The 20044-nt window shown below is 48.2% G+C and carries 19 protein-coding genes; 14 read left to right on the forward strand and 5 right to left on the reverse strand.

What is annotated here, in order from left to right; genetic code table 11:
• Positions 1–17 precede the first annotated feature (17 nt).
• The 5 genes from B5D58_RS03765 to rfbD all read left to right on the forward strand — a co-directional run bounded on the left by B5D58_RS03765 (position 18) and on the right by rfbD (position 6093).
• The gene (locus tag B5D58_RS03765; protein ID WP_041357119.1) at positions 18–2414 is read left to right on the forward strand and encodes a heavy metal translocating P-type ATPase; all 2397 of its coding nucleotides are present in this window, start codon (positions 18–20) and stop codon (positions 2412–2414) included.
• A gap of 31 nt (positions 2415–2445) precedes the next feature.
• Positions 2446–2655, forward strand: coding sequence for a heavy-metal-associated domain-containing protein (locus B5D58_RS03770; RefSeq protein ID WP_041356626.1), 210 nt, complete (start codon positions 2446–2448; stop codon positions 2653–2655).
• Between the two features lie 154 nt (positions 2656–2809).
• The gene (locus B5D58_RS03775; RefSeq protein ID WP_011111630.1) at positions 2810–3778 is read left to right on the forward strand and encodes an acetyl-CoA carboxylase carboxyltransferase subunit alpha; all 969 of its coding nucleotides are present in this window, start codon (positions 2810–2812) and stop codon (positions 3776–3778) included.
• Positions 3747–5123 carry a tRNA lysidine(34) synthetase TilS gene (gene tilS / locus B5D58_RS03780; protein ID WP_011111631.1) on the forward strand — a complete coding sequence of 459 codons (1377 nt, stop codon included), beginning with the start codon at positions 3747–3749 and terminating at the stop codon, positions 5121–5123. The genes B5D58_RS03775 and tilS overlap by 32 nt, the downstream gene beginning before the upstream one ends.
• Before the next feature lie 55 nt (positions 5124–5178).
• Complete coding sequence (gene rfbD / locus B5D58_RS03785) at positions 5179–6093, forward strand: dTDP-4-dehydrorhamnose reductase (protein WP_011111632.1); 915 nt, start codon at positions 5179–5181, stop codon at positions 6091–6093.
• Between the two features lie 19 nt (positions 6094–6112).
• Here rfbD and B5D58_RS03790 read toward each other — a convergent pair whose 3' ends face one another.
• The 3 genes from B5D58_RS03790 to B5D58_RS03800 all read right to left on the reverse strand — a co-directional run bounded on the left by B5D58_RS03790 (position 6113) and on the right by B5D58_RS03800 (position 8640).
• The gene (locus B5D58_RS03790; protein ID WP_011111633.1) at positions 6113–7066 is read right to left on the reverse strand and encodes a S49 family peptidase; all 954 of its coding nucleotides are present in this window, start codon (positions 7064–7066) and stop codon (positions 6113–6115) included.
• 28 nt (positions 7067–7094) lie between these two features.
• Positions 7095–7757 (reverse strand): YiaD family glycine zipper/OmpA-like lipoprotein, encoded by a 663-nt coding sequence (locus tag B5D58_RS03795; protein ID WP_011111634.1) that lies wholly within the window; start codon positions 7755–7757, stop codon positions 7095–7097.
• A 154-nt stretch (positions 7758–7911) separates the two neighbouring features.
• Positions 7912–8640 (reverse strand): SH3 domain-containing protein, encoded by a 729-nt coding sequence (locus B5D58_RS03800; RefSeq protein ID WP_234988986.1) that lies wholly within the window; start codon positions 8638–8640, stop codon positions 7912–7914.
• Positions 8641–8908: 268 nt separating this feature from the next.
• Between B5D58_RS03800 and B5D58_RS03805 the strand changes: the two genes are divergently transcribed.
• From B5D58_RS03805 to B5D58_RS03830, 6 genes are all read left to right on the forward strand, one after another.
• Positions 8909–9784, forward strand: coding sequence for an alpha/beta hydrolase (locus B5D58_RS03805; protein ID WP_011111636.1), 876 nt, complete (start codon positions 8909–8911; stop codon positions 9782–9784).
• A gap of 37 nt (positions 9785–9821) precedes the next feature.
• Positions 9822–10268 carry a universal stress protein gene (locus tag B5D58_RS03810; protein ID WP_011111637.1) on the forward strand — a complete coding sequence of 149 codons (447 nt, stop codon included), beginning with the start codon at positions 9822–9824 and terminating at the stop codon, positions 10266–10268.
• Between the two features lie 189 nt (positions 10269–10457).
• Positions 10458–11489 carry a Fe(3+) ABC transporter substrate-binding protein gene (locus B5D58_RS03815; RefSeq protein ID WP_011111638.1) on the forward strand — a complete coding sequence of 344 codons (1032 nt, stop codon included), beginning with the start codon at positions 10458–10460 and terminating at the stop codon, positions 11487–11489.
• Between the two features lie 135 nt (positions 11490–11624).
• Entirely contained in the window at positions 11625–13184 is a 1560-nt protein-coding gene (locus B5D58_RS03820) for an ABC transporter permease (protein ID WP_011111639.1), read from the forward strand.
• A gap of 7 nt (positions 13185–13191) precedes the next feature.
• Positions 13192–14262 carry an ABC transporter ATP-binding protein gene (locus B5D58_RS03825; protein ID WP_011111640.1) on the forward strand — a complete coding sequence of 357 codons (1071 nt, stop codon included), beginning with the start codon at positions 13192–13194 and terminating at the stop codon, positions 14260–14262.
• 22 nt (positions 14263–14284) lie between these two features.
• Positions 14285–14605 carry a heavy metal-binding domain-containing protein gene (locus B5D58_RS03830; RefSeq protein ID WP_011111641.1) on the forward strand — a complete coding sequence of 107 codons (321 nt, stop codon included), beginning with the start codon at positions 14285–14287 and terminating at the stop codon, positions 14603–14605.
• A gap of 22 nt (positions 14606–14627) precedes the next feature.
• Here B5D58_RS03830 and mltB read toward each other — a convergent pair whose 3' ends face one another.
• Positions 14628–15572 carry a lytic murein transglycosylase B gene (gene mltB, locus B5D58_RS03835; RefSeq protein WP_234988987.1) on the reverse strand — a complete coding sequence of 315 codons (945 nt, stop codon included), beginning with the start codon at positions 15570–15572 and terminating at the stop codon, positions 14628–14630.
• A 682-nt stretch (positions 15573–16254) separates the two neighbouring features.
• Between mltB and trxA the strand changes: the two genes are divergently transcribed.
• The 3 genes from trxA to rpmE all read left to right on the forward strand — a co-directional run bounded on the left by trxA (position 16255) and on the right by rpmE (position 18567).
• Positions 16255–16581 (forward strand): thioredoxin TrxA, encoded by a 327-nt coding sequence (gene trxA, locus B5D58_RS03840; RefSeq protein ID WP_011111643.1) that lies wholly within the window; start codon positions 16255–16257, stop codon positions 16579–16581.
• A 222-nt stretch (positions 16582–16803) separates the two neighbouring features.
• On the forward strand, positions 16804–18063 hold the full coding sequence (gene rho, locus B5D58_RS03845) for a transcription termination factor Rho (RefSeq protein ID WP_011111644.1): 1260 nt from the start codon (positions 16804–16806) through the stop codon (positions 18061–18063).
• Between the two features lie 279 nt (positions 18064–18342).
• Positions 18343–18567 (forward strand): 50S ribosomal protein L31, encoded by a 225-nt coding sequence (rpmE, locus tag B5D58_RS03850; RefSeq protein ID WP_011111645.1) that lies wholly within the window; start codon positions 18343–18345, stop codon positions 18565–18567.
• A gap of 283 nt (positions 18568–18850) precedes the next feature.
• Here the strand turns inward: rpmE and B5D58_RS03855 are convergent.
• The coding region (locus B5D58_RS03855; RefSeq protein WP_143779545.1) for a TonB-dependent receptor at positions 18851–20044 on the reverse strand (1194 nt) is incomplete at its 5' end.

The raw sequence follows: 20044 nt of genomic DNA on the forward strand, positions 1-20044 counted from the left end.
ACCACCTGGATGGGAAATTGAATACACCCTCATCACCAACAACAATTGAATTACCCATCGAGGGAATGACATGCGCTGCATGCGCTGCCCGGATCGAGAAAAATCTCAACAAACTGCCGGGCGTGCATGCAGCTGTCAATTTTGCCAATGAGAAAGCCCTCATAAAGTTCGATCACGATTCCACCCACCCTGAAGAGCTGGTTCAATCCATCGAAAAGGCAGGATTCCAGGTCCCGGAACAGACCGTACAGCTGCAAATCAGCGGCATGACTTGTGCCGCATGCGCAAATCGTATCGAAACTGTCCTGAATGAGATACCCGGAGTCAGAGCCATATTGAATCCGGCTGCAGAAATTGCTTATATCAGCTTCAATCCCGCCATTACTTCGGTCGAGCAACTGGTTTCTGCTGTAGAAAAGGCAGGTTATGGCGCTAATCAGATCAGTGATGACAATTACGTTAAAGAACAATCCCGCAATCAAGCTGCCTACCGGAAAGAACTCCGTATATTCTGGATCTCTGCCGCCCTGACTGTACCCTTCATGCTGGAAATGATCATGATGCTGACGGGTAATCACAACAACCTGCTCCCTTACTGGCTGCAATGGCTGCTTGCAACGCTGATCCAGTTTTGGCCCGGCAGGCGTTTCTATATCAGCGCCTGGCGCACACTGCGTGGCGGAGGAGCCAATATGGATGTACTCATCGCACTGGGTACCAGCATGGCCTATCTCTTCAGCACCGCCGTCATCATTTTGCAACTGGACCAGCATGTTTACTTTGAGGCCAGCGCGATGATCATCACGCTCGTGCTTCTGGGCAAGCTGATGGAAACCAGAGCAAAAAGAAAAACTTCAGCAGCCATTGAAACACTCATCAAACTTCAGCCCAAAACGGCCAGAGTCGAACGTGATGGGGAAATTATCGAGATCGATATCAATAGCCTTAAGAATGAGGATATTTTTCTTGTCCGCTCGGGCGAAAGCCTGCCCGCCGATGGCATCGTCATTGAAGGATCTTCCAGCATAAACGAAGCCATGTTGACAGGTGAAAGCCAGCCGGTTACCAAGCAGGTGGGCGCAAAGGTTTATGCCGCTACCCAGAATCAGCATGGTTTACTCAAATGCCGTGTAACGGGTGTCGGTAAAAATACCCAGCTTGCAGCCATCATTCGTCTGGTTGAGATTGCACAGGGCTCTAAAGCACCTATCCAGCGTATGGCAGATACTGTCTCTGGTATTTTTGTACCAATTGTAATTGGTATCAGCATTCTGACATTGGGACTAACCTGGTGGCTTACAGGCCATTTCGTCATAGCACTCATCAATGCAGTAGCAGTACTGGTTATTGCTTGCCCTTGCGCACTGGGTCTGGCCACTCCTACTGCAATCATGGTTGGCACAGGAAGAGGAGCACAAGAAGGAATTCTGGTAAAAAACGCGACCGCACTGGAACTCGCAGAAAAAATCCAGATGCTTGTTGTAGATAAAACAGGGACGCTGACCGAAGGCCATCCATCAGTCACAGATATTATCGTGGCCGATGAGGTGAATGAGCACGATTTATTACAGATTGCAGCTTCACTGGAACAAGGCTCTGAACACCCCCTGGCAAAGGCGGTATCGCAATATGCTTCTTCATCAAAAATCAGATTATTGGCGATAACCAATTTTGCCTCTGTGACCGGCAGCGGAATCAAAGCGGATATCGACAATGCATCTTACATTCTTGGTTCACCCAAATTTTTGGCAGAAAAAGGTGCTGTGCTCGATCAGCAGCGTATCACTGCACTCCAGACAGAAGGTAAAACCGTCGTGGGTGTCGCTATCCAAATTAATGAATCAGTCCGGGTAATCGGCTATCTTGCCATTGCGGATTCACTACGCGAAACTTCCATCAAAGCAATTCAACGCATCCAGAATCTGGGCATAGATGTCATGATGCTGACAGGTGACAACCCGACTACGGCTGCCGCCATCGCAAAACAGGCGGGAATAAAAATTTTTCATGCAGAAGTTTCGCCTCAGAATAAAGCAGCCGAAATCGAAAAAATCAAGGCAAATGGCCAGTTTGTCGGGATGGTAGGAGATGGAATCAATGATGCACCTGCACTGGCAGCCGCGAATGTGAGTTTTGCGATTGGTGCTGGATCAGATATAGCAATTGAAGCCGCTGACATTACATTGATGCGCAATGATCTGATGAGTGTTGCGGATGCCATCTCACTATCGCGCAGCACACTGCACAAAATCCGGCAGAATCTGTTTTTTGCATTCTTTTATAATATTTTAGGTATTCCACTGGCAGCAGCAGGTATGCTAAGCCCCGTAATTGCAGGTGCAGCAATGGCAATGAGTTCGGTATCAGTCATTACCAATTCATTACTGTTGAAACGCTGGCGTGCAGGCGTTTAATACACTCTTCTCTTTTTTACAAGGAATTTTTATGCCGACGACCATTGTTCATATCAAAGGAATGTTCTGCGGAGGTTGTGTCAGCAGCATCAAGACCGTATTGGGAAAAATACCAGGAGTCAACAGTGTCGAAGTATCTCTCAATGATGGGCAGGCAGTGATTCAACACGATGAGTCTCTCAAAGAGGAAGTTGTCAACCAGGCAATAGAAGGTGCCGGGTTCGAGGTAGTCAAACAGTAAATTCCCTTACAGGTATTTATTGACCTCTCTGTACTCCGTTGCATGCAGCGGAGGTGCTGCAACATTCTGCTTATAAATAGTTCTCTGTCCGTCTCAAGCATGAACGATACGGGCCAAATCCTGTATCATCGCGCTTTTAACCAAATCCGCTGGCATGAAAATCGTCTTTCTGGACTTTGAAAAAGGTATTGAAGAATTTGAGGCAAAAATAGAGCAGTTACGCTTTGCCCAGGATAATTCCGCGCTGGATATCTCAGCCGAAATTGCCCGTCTGCAGACAAAAAGCCTGGGGTTGACCAAAAGTGTCTATGCAAAACTCACACCCTGGCAGATTTCACAAGTGGCACGTCATCCGCAACGTCCATATACACTTGATTATGTACAACATCTGTTTACGGACTTCGAGGAGCTGCATGGTGACAGAAATTTTGCAGATGATCAGGCTATCGTAGGCGGATTGGCACGATTCAACGGACAGACCGTCATGATTATCGGGCACCAGAAAGGCCGGGATACTAAGGAAAAAATTCACCGTAATTTTGGTATGCCCAAACCCGAGGGATATCGAAAAGCGCTCCGGCTGATGCGTCTGGCTGAAAAATTCTCAATCCCGCTGATCACGTTTATTGACACTCCAGGTGCTTACCCAGGAATAGATGCTGAAGAACGCGGGCAATCGGAGGCCATCGGCAAAAATCTGTATGTCATGGCGGGACTGAGAATCCCCATTATCTGCGTTATCATCGGTGAAGGCGGGTCGGGAGGTGCATTGGCAATTGCCGTAGGTGATACCAGTCTGATGTTGCAATATTCGACCTATTCAGTCATCTCACCCGAGGGATGTGCTTCCATTTTATGGAAAAGCGCAGATAAAGCATCCGATGCAGCCGAGATACTGGGTATCACCGCAGATCGGCTCAAAGAAATGGGTTTGATCGATAGCATCATTCCAGAACCCATTGGTGGTGCGCACCGCGACTACCCGGTAGTAATGCAGTCTGTCAAACAGACCTTACAGGAATCACTGCGAAAACTGCAGGATATTCCTTTGGAGACATTGCTGCAGAAACGCCTTGATCGGCTGTTGGGATATGGCAGATTCAAAATCAATCAGCCCGACTGATATAACCGACTGCTTCTTCCACAATCTGCGCGCACAAGTCCGGCCTGGTGATCGCCTTACAGTTGCCCTCAGTGGCGGCGTGGATTCAGTAGTATTACTCCACCTGCTCACAACGTTTTCAGAATCAATGCAGCTGGAGGTATCAGCAGTCCACGTCGAACATGGTATCAGTACATACTCGGGTGAATGGAGTGCTTTTTGCCAGTCGCTTTGTGACAGCCTCGCCATACCGCTATCCATACACCGTTTAAAGATCCGCAGACGGCCACAGGAAAGTCTGGAAGCCATTGCCAGAGAAGCTCGCTATCAGATCTTCAAGCATATCCAGGCAGACTATGTCATGCTGGCCCAGCATCAGGATGATCAGGTCGAGACGCTGATACTGCAACTGCTGCGGGGTGCCGGCGTCAAGGGGCTTAGTGCTATGCCAACAGTCAGATTACTTGAACCGGGCAAAACGATCAGGCTATTCAGGCCTTTACTCAATATTCCGCGCTCGGAAATTCTGAATTATGCCAGGTTGCATGGTTTGTCATGGGTTACCGACGAAAGCAACCTGGATACATCCTATGATCGTAATTTTTTACGACACCAGATTCTACCTTTACTGGAACAGCGCTCCCCCGCTTACCGCAAGACACTGTTCCGATCCACCCAACACCTTGGTGAAGCCGCTCATTTACTGGATGAGCTGGCGGAAATCGATGCTGAAAATACGCTGGTTACCAACAGATTAAGCCTGCAAGGGTTGCGCAAACTCGAACCTGCCCGTGCCAGAAATTTACTGCGTTATCTGCTGGCACAGCGCTTGATTCGATTACCAAATTCAACAAAACTCGAAGAAATTCTGCGTCAGTTGAATAACATCCAGCCCGACAACCACTTCCGGTTTATAGTGGATACTCTCGAAATTCGCTGCCACCGCGGGTTGATCGAATTTTTGCCTGCTGATTCATTGCCGGAACCAATCGCACCCGTAGTCTGGCAAGGTGAACAGCATCTGGTTATAGAATCATTGCAAGGCGTGCTCAAGTTTACACGGCAAAACAATATGGGAATCGATCCAGCCAGGTTGAGCGGGCAGATCGTGACGATCCGATCGAGATCCGGGGGAGAACGATTTCAGCCGGATTGTAAACGCCCCCGCCGCAGCCTGAAGAAAATCCTGCAGGAAGCTGCGCTTGCTCCATGGGTGCGCAATACTTTGCCACTACTGTTCTGCGAAGATCAGCTCGTCTGGGTAGCCGGAATCGGTATCGACTGTAACTTCCAGATCTCGGAAGGAAGCACCGGACTGGTTGTAGCCTGGCACCCCAGCCAGATCAACCAGGTCTCGACTCACTGATATGGCAACGACCCCGATGATTGGTAGTACCAGCTTTACAGGAGAAACAGAGCGTATGCCAGATCGGACGACCCCAATAAAAATTCTGCTCTTTGGCAAGAACGGTCAGGTTGGCTGGGAGCTGCAGCGCAGTCTGGCTCCGCTAGGGGAGTTGATTGCTCCGGACAAACAGGACTTGCGCTATTGTGGTGATCTGGCAGACTTAGCAGGGATTACTCATACACTGCAAACCATCCGTCCTGACATCATTGTCAATGCAGCAGCATATACCGCAGTTGACCAGGCAGAAAGTGAACCGGAGCTGGCCTTTCGTATCAATGCCGAGGCACCCGAATTACTGGCGCAGCAGGCTGAACAAATTGGAGCCTGGTTGATTCATTACTCTACCGATTACGTATTCAACGGCAATGGTAATTGTCCCTGGCAGGAAACAGACCTTACTTCACCTATCAATATTTATGGCCTGAGTAAATTACGGGGAGAAGAACAGATCCGAAAATCAAACTGCAAATATATGATCCTGCGTACCAGTTGGGTCTATGCCGCTCGCGGAAAGAATTTCATCAAAACTATTTTGCGACTTGCCCGGGAAAAAGAACAACTGACGATCATCGATGATCAGATCGGGGCGCCTACCGGAGCAGAACTACTGGCTGATATAACAGCTCAGGCCATTCCACAACTATTGGAATACCCTGATAAATCAGGCGTTTATCATGTTGCTGCCAGCGAGGAAGTCTCCTGGTACAGCTATGCCCGGTTTTTACTGGACTTTGCCCGTGAACACGATATTCCGATCAAGGTCCACCCGGATGCAGTCATCCCGGTTCACAGCGAAGCTTTTGTCACGGCAGCCAGGCGTCCCTTGAACTCACGTCTGAATACAGAGAAATTCTGTAATACGTTCCAGCTTTGTCTTCCTCACTGGCAAACCGGAGTAACTCGGGTGCTCGAAGAAATTTACCTGTGAAATGCGTGCTGATATAACATTATCGCATAAACCATGTGAATCTGGTTTCAGACAGGAAATCTGTTGCCACCCGGCCGATCCGCCTGGCAAAGCGCTCTGCAATCCCCTGCTGGACGGTAAAATCGACGATACGTTCAGCCTGAATGACTTCACGAGCAACATAATCCGCATTACCCAATGCATCCGCCAAGCCAAGCTCCACACTTTTAGCTCCCGTCCACACCATACCGCTGAAAACTTCAGGATTGTCTTTCAAGCGATCCCCTCTGCCGTCCTGAACCACCTGAATAAACTGCTGATGGATTTCAGCCAGTATTTTCTTTGCATGCTCTCTTTGTGCCGGATCGGAGGGTGAAAAAGGATCGAGAAATCCCTTGTTTTCCCCTGCTGTCAGGAGACGACGTTCCACACCCAGTTTTTCAAGCGTACCGGTAAATCCGAATCCATCCATCAGCACACCGATCGATCCCATGACACTGGCCTTATCCACAAAGATTTTATCTGCTGCAACAGCAACATAATAGCCACCCGAAGCACAGATATCCTCGACTACGGCGTATAAGGGAATATCTGGATACCGGATACGCAACCGACGAATTTCATCATTGATGGAGCCTGCCTGAACCGGGCTCCCTCCGGGACTGTTAATCCGCAATATCACTCCAGCTGTATTCCGGTCTTCAAATGCTTTTTTCAGCCCGTTATTGATATTTTCTGCATTATTCAAACCATCTGGGGCGATCTCGCCGCGTAAATCAACCAATGCAGTATGCTTTCCAGTCCCTCCTGCCACTTCAGTATCCAGCCAGCCCAATCCCCAGAAAAGCAGCACAAACAAGTAGGAGAACGTCAGCAAACGAAAAAAAATACCCCAGTTACGAGCTTTTCTCTGTTCTTTCAGAGAAGTGAACACTAACTCCCGCAGCGTTTCATGTTCCCATTTTTCCTTATTGATATTTTCTGTATCAGCCATGAATATCGATCATCCTTTCCCTGTTAGTTCATTGAACTGTTTCATCACGGGTTTCTGAAACATAAATCTCCACTCTGCGATTTTTGGCACGGCCTGCAGCAGTATTATTCGAAGCAACCGGTTGATACGAACCGCGGCCGTCGATCTGGATTCGCTGGAAAGGCACACCGCGACTGGCCAGATATTCGCGCGTACTGGCTGCACGATTAACCGATAACGGATTATTGACGGCATCACTACCGGTACTGTCGGTATGTCCGACAATCGTTACCCTAGTACCTGGATTATTCAGCAAACTGGTTGCAAAGCTGTCGAGAATTGGACGGAAATCGGGCTTTATTTGTGCACTTCCCGTGTCAAAAGAAATATCGCTGGGAATATTCAGCATCAGCTGGTTATCCGGTGTTTGTGATACCACTACGCCGGTACCGGCAGTGGCATTCTCCATCTGTATCTTTTGTTCCTCCATTTTTTTCGACCACAGGTAACCGGCCCCGGCCCCTAACGCGGCACCGGCACCAGCGCCAATCGCAGCTCCTTTACCGCCCCCGGCCAATGCACCGATTGCTGCACCTGTTCCCGCACCAATCAGTGCACCTGTTCCTGCACCTTTCTGGGTACCACTCATATCGGCACACCCGGAAATAATGAACCCCGCTACCAATGTTGTTATGACTCTGGTTTTATACATAAACTCACCTTTTATGTTGACAGAATATCAGGGAATACTGTAGCAGAAGAAACCGAGAAAAAGCCAATAATCATCTTTTCTCTCGAACTGCTGGCCAAAAAAGTTTTGTTGGCCATCGTCAATCGCCGCTGCGCCTTGGAAATTCGATCGTCTGCTATTTTTGAAAATTCTGGCTATCAACCCGAACATCTACCGATTGGCTTTGAATCCAGCCAGACAGATCATCCCTGGTCTGTACACGCAGCCAGTTGCCGCTGTACGCAGTAGCAGTCAAGGGAGTATCTTTTTCCAGTGAACCGATTACCCTGGAATGATCGGTCGGGTCCGCCCGCAGACTGATGGTTCGGGTAACAAGCAATGGAATCGAAATACGAAAAATCAGTGTGGCATCCTGAGATTCCAGCGCTTTTCTGGCCGGGTTGGCTATCGCATCAATCAGCTCACCGGATTGCGCAGCATGATTCATTGCACCGCTGTAATCCTTTTGTCTGTAGGCAACCATCGCCGCATCCAGTAAACGCTGTGCCAAAAGTTGGAAAACAGCATCTGATTCATCAAATACCGCCTGTCTGGCTGCATTGATGGCAATTTCCACTTCGGCTATTTTCGAGGCAGCTTCCGGCTGTGTGGCCAAACGGTGCAATTTGTTCTTGGTACGACTGATCTCACTTGTAGTTTCCTGCAAAACCTGTGCCTGATCCTGCTCTCGAGCATTCAGGTTGCGAATGAGCTCATCCTTTTCTGCGAGTTTCTGTTTCAGCGCTATGATTTCATCCCGGCATGTTCTTTGGCATGGCAATTTTTCCGGAATCGGGATAACCTCGATATTTCTTGTTTTTCCTGCGTTCGTTGCTTTAAGGCCGGCAGATTGTTTCGGTACCATGGATCTGGATTGTTGGGTTGTGCACCCCCCCAGACTTACTCCCGAGAATATCAGGACTAACATGATCAGAGACGGTTTATCCGGGAGATGACAAAATCCTGACATCTTTACTTGATCTCTTAAAATAGGTTTTCTGCAAAAACGCGAGCGAGCCCAAGCTCCCTGAATCGACTGTCTGCAATTAAACTTTATTTTTAGCGCAAAAACAGGAAATATTTCCAGTGGCCGCTGCCATCATCCTTCTGATTCTTGACAATTACAACTCGAAATGCATAACCGGGTAATTCGCTGGATATTGCTTCAGCTTGTTACAGCACTGCTGATTATCAGTGCTGTAACCATCATACTGGGTGAAATCGTAACAGGATCAGCCCCCACTGCTGTAGAAACTTTGCTGCCGGACTTCCCGGTAGAAACGGTTCAGATCCCTGTCAACGATGAGTATGCCGTACATGGCTGGCTGGCGCACGGAATGAGCGGACATGGCGCAGTTCTGCTCGTACATTCCATGCGCAGCAACCGCCTTGAAATGCTTGGCCGTGCGAGATTTCTCAATAACCAGGGCTACCACGTGCTGATGATCGATTTACAAGCGCATGGAGAAACACCTGGAGACCGCATTACCTTCGGTGCGCGTGAATCAGCCGATGTCGCAGCCGCAGTCGGCTATCTCCGGAGTACTTTTCCACATGATCGCATCGCTGCCATTGGCGCAACGCTTGGTGCCGCCGCAATAGTACTGGCCAATCCTCCGCTCAAACTCGATGCCATGATACTTGAATCTCTACATCCCACCTTTGCTGAAGCAGTTGCAAACAGACTTAAACTGCATCTGGGGAATACAGGAGAATATCTGCAGTTTCTGCTGCTCCCTTATTTCTCCTTCCTTCTCGATTTACCGGTCAATCAACTGAATCCTGTCGATCGGATCGGTAATATTGCCATTCCCGTCCTATTTATCGCAGGCACGCTCGACAGACATACGACTCAATCTGAAGTAAAACGGTTGTATGATGCAGCACTACCTCCCAAGGAACTCTGGATTGTCGAAGGTGCCGGTCACTACAATATGCATACCTTTGCAGGAAAAAGTTACGAAATGCAGATCGCTGATTTTCTGTCGACCTACCTGCAAAGACAATAATCATCGATTCCGTTTCATCAACCCGTCAGGAAAAACCATGTCTGTTTATCATCACATTCTGCTTGCCGTGGATTTCTCGTCTGAGGATAGTCAAGTAGTGCAGAAAGTCAGAAATCTGGCATCACAAATCGGGGCAAGACTCAGCCTCATCCATGTGCTGGACAATATCCCCATGCCTGATACACCTTACGGCACGGCCATTCCCCTGGATACGGAAACGACCTATGATGCTATGCTAGATGTAGAAAAGCAGAAATTGAGCCAGATAGGCAACACATTAGGCATCGATCCTGCTCACCGCTGGCTGGTGTGGGGAGAACCCAGAGAGGAAATCATTCGTATTGCCGAACAGGAAAATGTTGATTTGATCGTGGTCGGATCACATGGCAGGCACGGGCTCGCATTGCTGCTGGGCTCCACGGCCAACAGTGTACTGCATTACGCAAAATGTGACGTTCTTGCAGTCCGTCTGCGGGACGATTAAGCAGGCCATCACTCGGCGATCTGCTATTTTGCCTTGACAAAAATCCTGATTGATAACTATTCTTGTTGAAGCTATACAGTCCCGGTCAGGCAATGTTTTCAAGACAGAATATAGCGTTTCCTGAACTTTCCCTCCTCGTCTTCACTGGCAGGATTCGAATGTCGCTTGTTCAACCCCGGAGTTAAAATTATGTCCCGTTCTTTCATTTTTTCCGGTCATGTTGGCCGCTGGTGCAGCAGTTTTCTGCTCATTGTTTTTTTGTTTGCAGTCCCGATATCATCACAGGCGGAAGAAATTGTCGTTTATTCGTCAAGAATCGAGCAACTGATCAAACCTTTATTTGACGCCTTCACCAAAGAAACCGGCATCACTGTCAAATTCACCACGGACAAGGAAGGTGCATTACTGACCCGCCTGCTCGCAGAAGGTAAAAGAACACCAGCTGATGTACTCATCACGACGGATGCGGGAAACTTATGGGAAGCTGCTCGCAACGGGTTGCTGAAACCGGTTACTTCTCCTGTTCTGCAAGCCAACATTCCTGAAAATTTGCAGGATCCGCAAGGACAATGGTTTGGATTGACAGTTCGCGCCCGTACCATTGTCTACAATACCCGGAAAGTCAAACCTGAAGAATTGTCCACCTATGCAGATCTGGCTGATCCGAAATGGAAGCACCGGTTATGTCTGCGCACTTCCAAAAAAGTGTATAACCAGTCGCTGGTCGCGATGATGATTGCAGAGCTGGGCGAGACTGAAACTGAACGCATCGTCAAAGGATGGGTAGATAATCTCGCAACCGACCCAGTTGCAGATGATACGCTTGCACTGGAATTTGTCGCAGCAGGACGCTGTGACGTGACTTTGGTCAATACCTATTACTACGGCCGGTTGATGCGTGAAAATCCGACACTCCCCCTGGCAATTTTCTGGCCAAATCAGGCCACGACTGGCGTACATATCAATGTTTCCGGTGCGGGTGTTATCCAGTACAGCAAACATGGAGCTGCTGCCGTGCGGTTACTGGAATTCCTTTCTTCCGAACAGGCACAAAAACTGTTTGTTGAACTCAATATGGAATATCCCGCCAATCCAAAAGTTGAATATGGTGAGCTGCTCAATAGCTGGGGCAGTTTCAAGGGAGATCCGAGAAGTATCGTGCAGGCGGGTGAATTACAAGCCGATGCAGTCCGGCTGATGGATCGTGCAGGATACCGCTAGAGTGCGATTCATTTGAAAAACGATTTTTCTTCCGTCAATCCGGCTGCAATATCTGACATCCAGCAGCATTCCAGTTACGAAGCCGGATATGGAATTCGACGCGCCTGGCGCGTCTTTCCATTTCTGGTGGCCGGTGTGGTGCTTGTACCGGTATGCGTGGTATTTGCCTCATTTCTCTCGCCGGATGATGAGATCTGGCAACATCTGATCTCTACCACGCTACCGAGTCTGCTGACGAACACCCTATGGCTTTCACTGGGAGTCATAGTGGGAACCTCTCTCCTGGGAGTCAGTCTCGCCTGGTTTACTTCGGTTTACAGGTTTCCCGGGTATCGTTTTTTTTCCTGGGCATTATTCCTGCCACTGGCAATTCCTGCCTATGTAATCGCCTTTGTAGCGCTGGGTACGTTTGACTATACCGGGCCGGTACAAACCAGTTTGCGTCATTGGTTCAACTCTGATCTGCTCTGGTTTCCCGATATACGTAGCGGGCCGGGTGTGGCAATCGTAATGACACTCGCTTTTTACCCCTATGTCTATTTGCTCTCACGCGATGCCTTTCTGACACAGGGAAAACGTTTGCTGGAAGTTGCCCAATCTCTGGGCTTCACTCGTCAGCAAGGTTTTTTCAGAGTAGTACTGCCGATGGCGCGTCCCTGGATCGTTGCCGGCATCATGCTGGCTCTGATGGAAACGCTGGCTGATTTTGGTACAGTCTCCATTTTCAACTACGATACATTCACCACCGCGATTTATAAAACCTGGTTCGGCATGTTTTCCCTGTCAACTGCTTCGCAGCTTGCTTCACTGCTTATTCTGATTGTACTTGTCATCATCATGACAGAACAACGGTTCCGCCTGCGGATGCGTTTTTCTGAAAGCAGGAAAAGTGCACGGGTTGAACGTATTCCGCTCACCGGCTGGCAGGCAATGGCAGTAACCGGTTTTGCCGGTACAGTATTGTTTTTTGCTTTTGCATTACCCATTATACAGTTGGGTATATGGGCCATGGATGCGCTGACCATCGGCCTGGATCAGCGTTATCTCGAGTTCGCCTGGCATTCTATCCTGCTTTCTGTACTGGCTGCCTTGATAACCTGTCTGGTAGCGGCCATGCTGGCATATGCCGCACGCCTCCATTCAGATGGTTATACGCGTTTTGCCATTCGTCTCACCACAGTTGGCTATGCTTTACCGGGTGCAGTACTGGCAGTGGGAATATTCATTCCGATGGCGTGGCTGGATAATCTGCTGAGTGACTGGATCGAAAATATTTCCGGGGTTGAAACCGGATTACTGATCCAGGGAACGCTCACGGTCATGCTGGTTGCGTATATGACCCGTTTTCTCGCAGTCAGTTACTTTCCTCTGGAAAGCGCGCTGCAGCGCGTAACACGCAGCATCGACGAGGCTGCCGCCGGTTTTGGTGTTACCGGCTGGTCAATGTTGAGAATGATCTATTTTCCAATGTTGAAAAGCAGCCTGTTTACGGCAGCAACACTGGTATTCGTGGATGTCATGAAGGAAATGCCCATTACGCTGATGACCCGGCCTTTCGACTGGGATACCCTGGCGGTGCGCATTTTCTCATTAACCTCTGAAGGACAATGGGATCAAGCGGCATTGCCTGCATTGACACTGATTCTGACCGGACTGATTCCAATCATTCTTCTGATACGCCATTCCGAAACCTGACTCAAAAATGAGTACATTGCTGGAACTTGACAGAATCAGCCACGCCTATGGCGCACAGGTTATCGTGAATGAACTGTCATTCGAGCTGGAAAAAGGCGAGATCGGTTGCCTGCTTGGTCCAAGCGGTTGCGGCAAAACGACTGTTTTGCGCTGTATCGCCGGGTTCGAGCCGATTGTATCCGGTGAAATACGGTTGAATGAAATTTCTGTCAGCCGTGCCGGATTCGTTCTGCCACCCGAGCAACGGCGGGTAGGTATGGTATTTCAGGAATATGCGCTGTTCCCGCACCTGACTGTAACCGCCAATGTCGGGTTTGGTCTGCACCGCAGCACCAAAGCAGAGCGGGCTCATCGGGTTGCCGAATTGCTGCAGATCACCGGTTTGATGGAAGTAGCCAATCGTTACCCGCATGAATTATCTGGCGGTCAGCAGCAGCGTGTGGCATTGGTGCGGGCACTGGCCCCCTATCCTGACCTGATATTGCTGGATGAACCGTTCTCCAATCTCGATGTAAGTTTGCGTGAATACCTAGGCCAGGAAATACGCGAGCTGCTCAAGAAACTGAACATTACTGCGATTCTGGTTACGCACGACCAGGCGGAGGCTTTTGCCGTTGCAGACAAAATAGGTGTGATGCATGCTGGAAAAATGATGCAGTGGGGCAGCGCACATGAGCTCTACCATCATCCCGCAAATCGTTTCATCGCGGATTTCATCGGGCAGGGCACACTGATTCCTGGAAAAGTCACACACTCCGATAAAGTGGAAACCGAGTTGGGTACCCTGGCCGGAAACATTTATCACCCGGGCCATTCATCCCGTGAAATTGCGGGCAGCCAGGTGGATGTACTGATACGCCCTGATGATGTTATTCATGATAACGATAGTTCGCTGCGGGCTGTCGTAGTACACAAAGCGTTCCGCGGTGCACAATTTCTTTATACGTTACGCCTTGCCAGCGGACAGAGTGTGCTGTCACTGATTTCCAGCCACCACGATCATGCCATTGGTGAGAAAATTGGCATCAGGCCACAAACTGACCATATTGTGGTATTTGACCGGGTTAACAGTCAGTAACGAAATTTCAGTGAGGAAAAACATGCTGCTTACCACGACCCCTGTCATAGAAGGCAAACGCATCACACATTATTACGGCATCGTCGCCGGCGAAGCTGTCCTGGGTGCGAATGTCTTGAAAGATCTTTTTGCGGGCATTCGTGATTTTGTCGGCGGACGTTCAGGAACTTATGAAAAAGAACTGCAGCATGCCCGTGAAATCGCCCTGGAAGAGCTACAGGAGAATGCTCACAGGCTGGGTGCCAATGCAGTAATCGGAATCGATATCGATTATGAAGTGCTTGGCAAGGAAAATGGCATGCTGATGGTGTCAGTAAGTGGAACAGCTGTTTTTGTCGAGTAATCGAATCGATACACCCATACTGTTACCGGTCAGCCGAATAGGATGATCTGGCAGTATGGATCGCTCTAGCCAACTCAAAAACAGACATGGCGTAGAAGGTACTGCGGTTATAGCGCGTGATCACATAAAAATTTTTGAATCCCAACCATAACTGACGCTTGCCCTGGCTGTTCAATTCCAGCAAGGCAGAGAGGGTATCATCTGCAACAGGATCAAGTGGAGTGATACCGGCCTGGCGCAGTTTCCAGACGGAATGTAACGGTTTGATATCTGTGTCCAGGAATTCCTGCAGATTCTGTGATCCGGCTCGTGCGCGAATAGCAACCGGTTTGCCCGCCTCCCATCCGTATTCCTTCAGATAATTGCCTATACTGCCTATTGCATCGACGGCACTCCTGGAAAGATCGATCTTTCCATCATTGTTGAAGTCGACTGCGTAGCGCCGGTAGCTTCCGGGCATAAACTGAGGGACACCAATTGCGCCGGCGTAAGAGCCTTTGATGTCCAGCAAACCAAATTTCTGTTCCCTGGCCAGCAATAAATAGTTTTCCAGCTCTTCCCGAAAATAATCTGCTCTTCTGGGAAAATCAAAGGCGAGTGTCGTCAGTGCATCCATGACGCGATAATTTCCGGTCGATGAACCATAGGAAGTCTCAATACCGATAATCGCCACGATGATTTCTTCAGGTACGCCGTAAATTTTCCTTGCACGCTCCAGATCAGCGGCATATTTGTTCCAGAAATCGACTCCGCCTTTGATACGCTGCATGTTGACGAATCGCTTCCGATATTCATCCCAGGAAATTGCTGAAGCCGGGGTGGAAATCAGTTTGAGAATCTCCGGCCGGAAATTCGTTTGAATAAAAGCATCTTCCAGTTCATGCGCATCATATCCATGACGGCTCACCATATCTGTTACAAAACTTCTGATTTCCAGACGCAAACCGGAAACAGGTTGTTCCGCCATGCACGAAGTATGATGTGTGACCAAAGATGTCAAAATAAATAAAGTCAGGCGGTTACGAGAATGCCCAAAAGTGTTGTGCTTGATAGGATTCGTTACAGCAGGTCGCAGAAACATCGAATAAACCCGGCAGAAATCCTGCTTAATCAATAGAATAAGCCTGTACAGATACCTTAAGATATTAGGGCATCTACTTTGATCGAACAGAGAAAAGTATTTCATTGATGGAAGCCTGAAATCAGATAGTTGTATTAATTTAAGTACCCGGTAATAAAGAATAAAGCAGTAATCTACCGTATTACTATGTCAGTTTCAAAATCAGCTTTTACTGATATTCCGGGACATCTTTGATAAAGATCCGTAGAATCTCCAAAAAATATTGCCAGATTTATTGATTCAAACGTTATTGTAAGTATAATAAATAAAATAGGTCTTCTCGTTTTGTCTCATGGTCGTGGTAAAGGCGGTATTGTTGGAAATAAAGGCAACAGTGCTGTGTAGTTTACTTTAATCACCCGCCTGATCTTTCAGTAGTATACAAACATAGAATCATTCCCGTGTTTAGGTTGCCTCCAGCAGCTCATCTAAGCAGGTGGTTCGAATTCTGTTAATGGCCCCAGGTGCGATAGGTTTTGGCTGTCACCAGGCGTCCATTTTGCTCCAACAAACATTAAAAGAGGATTTCATGAGCCAACACATTCATTATGTTACGGATGCAAGTTTTGAATCAGAAGTGTTGCAATGTCCTGTCCCGGTACTTGTTGATTACTGGGCAGAATGGTGTGGGCCATGCAGGATGATTGCACCTCTTCTGGATGAGATTGCCAGTGAGTATGGTGACCGCCTCAAGATAGCCAAACTCAACATAGATGAAAACCAGTCGACTCCTCAGAAGTACGGTATTCGCGGAATTCCCACCCTGATGATATTCAAGAATGGAAATATCGAGGCGACCAAGGTTGGAGCTTTATCAAAATCACAGTTGACAGCATTTGTCGACAGTCATTTATAAGAAATTCTCTGGATCTAAACACTGATATAAGCCGAATGAATCACAAACAATCTTCGTTCGGCTCATTCTGTTTTGTCAGGACGCGTTATACCATGTTACCAGTCGTGATCTTCGTTATCCCGACATCGTGTAAATCAGCAGTCATTTTATAAATCGCATAGCCCGTCCTGAAACACCCTCTTCATTTACCCGCACTTTTTTTGATCTTCAAGAGTCACTTTCATGCGTTTATCCGACTTAAAAAGCATTCATGTTTCCGAATTGGTAAAAATGGCCGTCGCCAACGATATCGAGGGTGCCAACCGAATGCGCAAGCAGGATCTGGTTTTTGCACTCCTGAAGAATCAGGCACGTAAAAGCGAAAGTATATTCGGAGAGGGCACACTGGAAATTCTGCAAGATGGTTTCGGGTTTTTACGTTCCCCCGATACCTCCTATCTTGCCGGTCCGGATGATATCTATATTTCTCCCAGCCAGATCCGGCGATTCAACCTGCATACTGGTGATTCAGTAGACGGTGAAATACGCCCTCCCAAGGAAGGAGAGCGTTATTTTGCCCTGGTCAAGATAGATAAGGTCAATAATGAACCACCTGAAAATTCCAAGCGCAAGATACTGTTTGAAAATCTGACACCTCTTTTTCCGACCGAACGCCTGACACTAGAACGAGACATCAAATCTGAAGAAAACATTACCGGCCGAATCATTGATTTGATTGCGCCTATCGGCAAAGGTCAGCGCGGGTTGCTGGTCGCCAGCCCAAAATCCGGAAAAACGGTGATGCTTCAGCATATTGCACATTCCATTGCGGCCAACCACCCGGATGTCGTATTAATGGTGCTGCTGATCGATGAACGCCCGGAAGAAGTAACAGAAATGGTACGTTCCGTGAAAGGGGAAGTCATATCGTCCACTTTCGATGAATCGGCTGCTCGCCACGTTCAGGTAGCAGATATGGTCATTGAAAAGGCAAAACGACTGGTGGAACACAAAAAAGACGTCGTCATTCTGCTCGATTCGATTACTCGCCTTGCTCGTGCCTATAACACGATCGTACCCGCATCGGGCAAGGTGCTGACCGGCGGTGTGGATGCCAATGCCCTGCAACGCCCCAAGCGCTTCTTTGGTGCTGCCCGTAATATTGAGGAAGGAGGATCACTTACCATCATCGCCACCGCTCTGGTAGATACCGGTTCGCGCATGGATGATGTGATCTACGAAGAATTCAAGGGAACCGGCAACATGGAAATTCATCTCGATCGTCGCATGGCAGAAAAACGTATTTATCCTGCCATCAATGTGAACCGATCGGGAACCCGTCGTGAAGAACTGCTGATCCCCTCCGAAATTCTGCAAAAAATATGGATTCTTCGTAAATTGCTTTATCCAATGGATGAAATGGATGCAATGTCATTTCTGCTGGATAAAATCAAGGCTACAAAAAATAATGCTGACTTTTTCGATTCCATGCGGCGTGTGTAATGCTGGACAGCAGTTGTACTCCTGATCAAATTTTTGATTCAGTCAATACAGTGTCTCAGAACCTGATCAAGATCTCGATCAGGGGATGCAGTGCAAGGCAAAATTGAACGAGAAAGCGGAACATACTCGAAGTATGTGAGCATGTTGAGTTCAATTTTAACGCCGCAATGCACCCTTCAGCGAGATCTTGAACGGGTTATCAGGTTGCAGTCATGCATATCTTAAGTAATAATAGCTGCCCTTTTATTTAGTATTTAGCTTTGGAGATAAGGACATCAAATGAAGGAAGGTATTCATCCGGAGTATCACGAGATCACCGTAACATGCAGTTGCGGCAATGAGTTCAAAACCCGCTCCGTTTTGAGCAAACCCCTGCATATCGAAGTATGCTCATCCTGTCATCCGTTTTATACAGGTAAACAGAAAATTGTGGATACCGCAGGAAGGGTAGAGAAATTCAACCAAAAATATGGCAGACATCTCCAGAAACAAGCCCAGACTTAATTCTGTCACAGCAGGCACTTATTATGCCTGTGAATCCTTTCAGTACGTCCCGGGCACAACAACACGATGCAATGATTTCCATCGTCGCGGGAGCAGGGGAGTTAGCGTTGTTACTGGATTGCGTCATGCCTAGCAGCATTTGCAATGGTGGAAGTTTTGATGGTTCCCACGCTTCCGTGGGAATCTGTGTTGTTGCCGCTCCGGTGACCAGTATGCCCCGCGCTGGAACGAGGCGAGTTGCGTTCCCACGCGGAACACGTGGGAACCATCAATCAGTGTTTCGTTAAAACATCGTACTGACGGAAAACGCAACGGTTCTTGGAGTGCCGAAAGTATAGTCGTTCTGCCAATAATCCTTATCCGTCAGATTAATGACATTCAGGCGCACTGTCAGCGCTTTATCCAATACGCGGGTGGTGTACCGTGCACCGATATCGTACAAGGTATAACTCGGAATCTTATCGGTATTGGCAGCATCGGCATATCTTTCACCGGTATAGTAAATCCCACCGGTCAGACTCAACCCTGGAACCCATGGCAGCGCGTATTCTGCGTAAATCTTGCCCATCCTTGATGCGGCATTGGTTGGTTTCTTGCCTTCGAGAGCGGGGTTATTGGATTTCTCCACCCCGATATCCATCAGGGTACCGCCACCCATGATGGTGAGATTGTCCGTGACTTTTCCGGTCAGAACTAACTCCACACCATTATGCACTTGCAGACCGTCCTGGACATAGCTTGGAATGGGTGTTGCAAGATCCGAATACTGATTGGCTTTTTCGATCCGGAACAGGGCAGTACTCAATAATAAATTAGGGCTGATATCGTATTTCAGACCCACTTCATACTGTTTGCTGACCAATGGAGGGAATACTGTTCCACGATTGGCGTAGGTATTGCCTACTATCGTACCCTTTTCAAGGGCTTCCATATAGGAAACATAGGTGGTTACCTCTTCAATTGGTTTATATAGCAATGAAACGGAGGGAGTCAGTGCAGATTTTTCATAGCTACTATCACCATAGAACCCCCCTCTTTTATTTGCCGTCGTAGCATAGTTTAGCCCGACCATCGTAGACCACTGATCGTTGAAGGTAATAGCATCTCCAATCAGGACATTGTCATATCGGTCAACCCAGACAGATGACAGTGGTTCGTTTCCGAAAGATGCTCCCCAGTCTGGCTCCGGTAAATTCTTGAGTTCATCCAGTGAAAGGCTTGTGCCAGATCGGGAAACAGGGCCGTTACCACGCACAAAGTAATCATAAAGAGTAGAAGAATAGCCAAGCGTCAATTTGTGGTCGACAGCAAAGGTTGAGAAGCGAGTATCCAGGTAAATATATCCTCCATAATTTTCATGCTTTTCCCAAGGTGAGTTTGATATTCTGACGGGAATAAAGGTCCTGTCCACCTGCTGATTTAAAGATATTTGATTGACTCTCATCCGGGTATCCTGATAGAAAAAAGCACTTCTGAG

Origin of the sequence: Nitrosomonas europaea, assembly GCF_900167395.1 — a bacterium.
GTDB lineage: Bacteria > Pseudomonadota > Gammaproteobacteria > Burkholderiales > Nitrosomonadaceae > Nitrosomonas > Nitrosomonas europaea.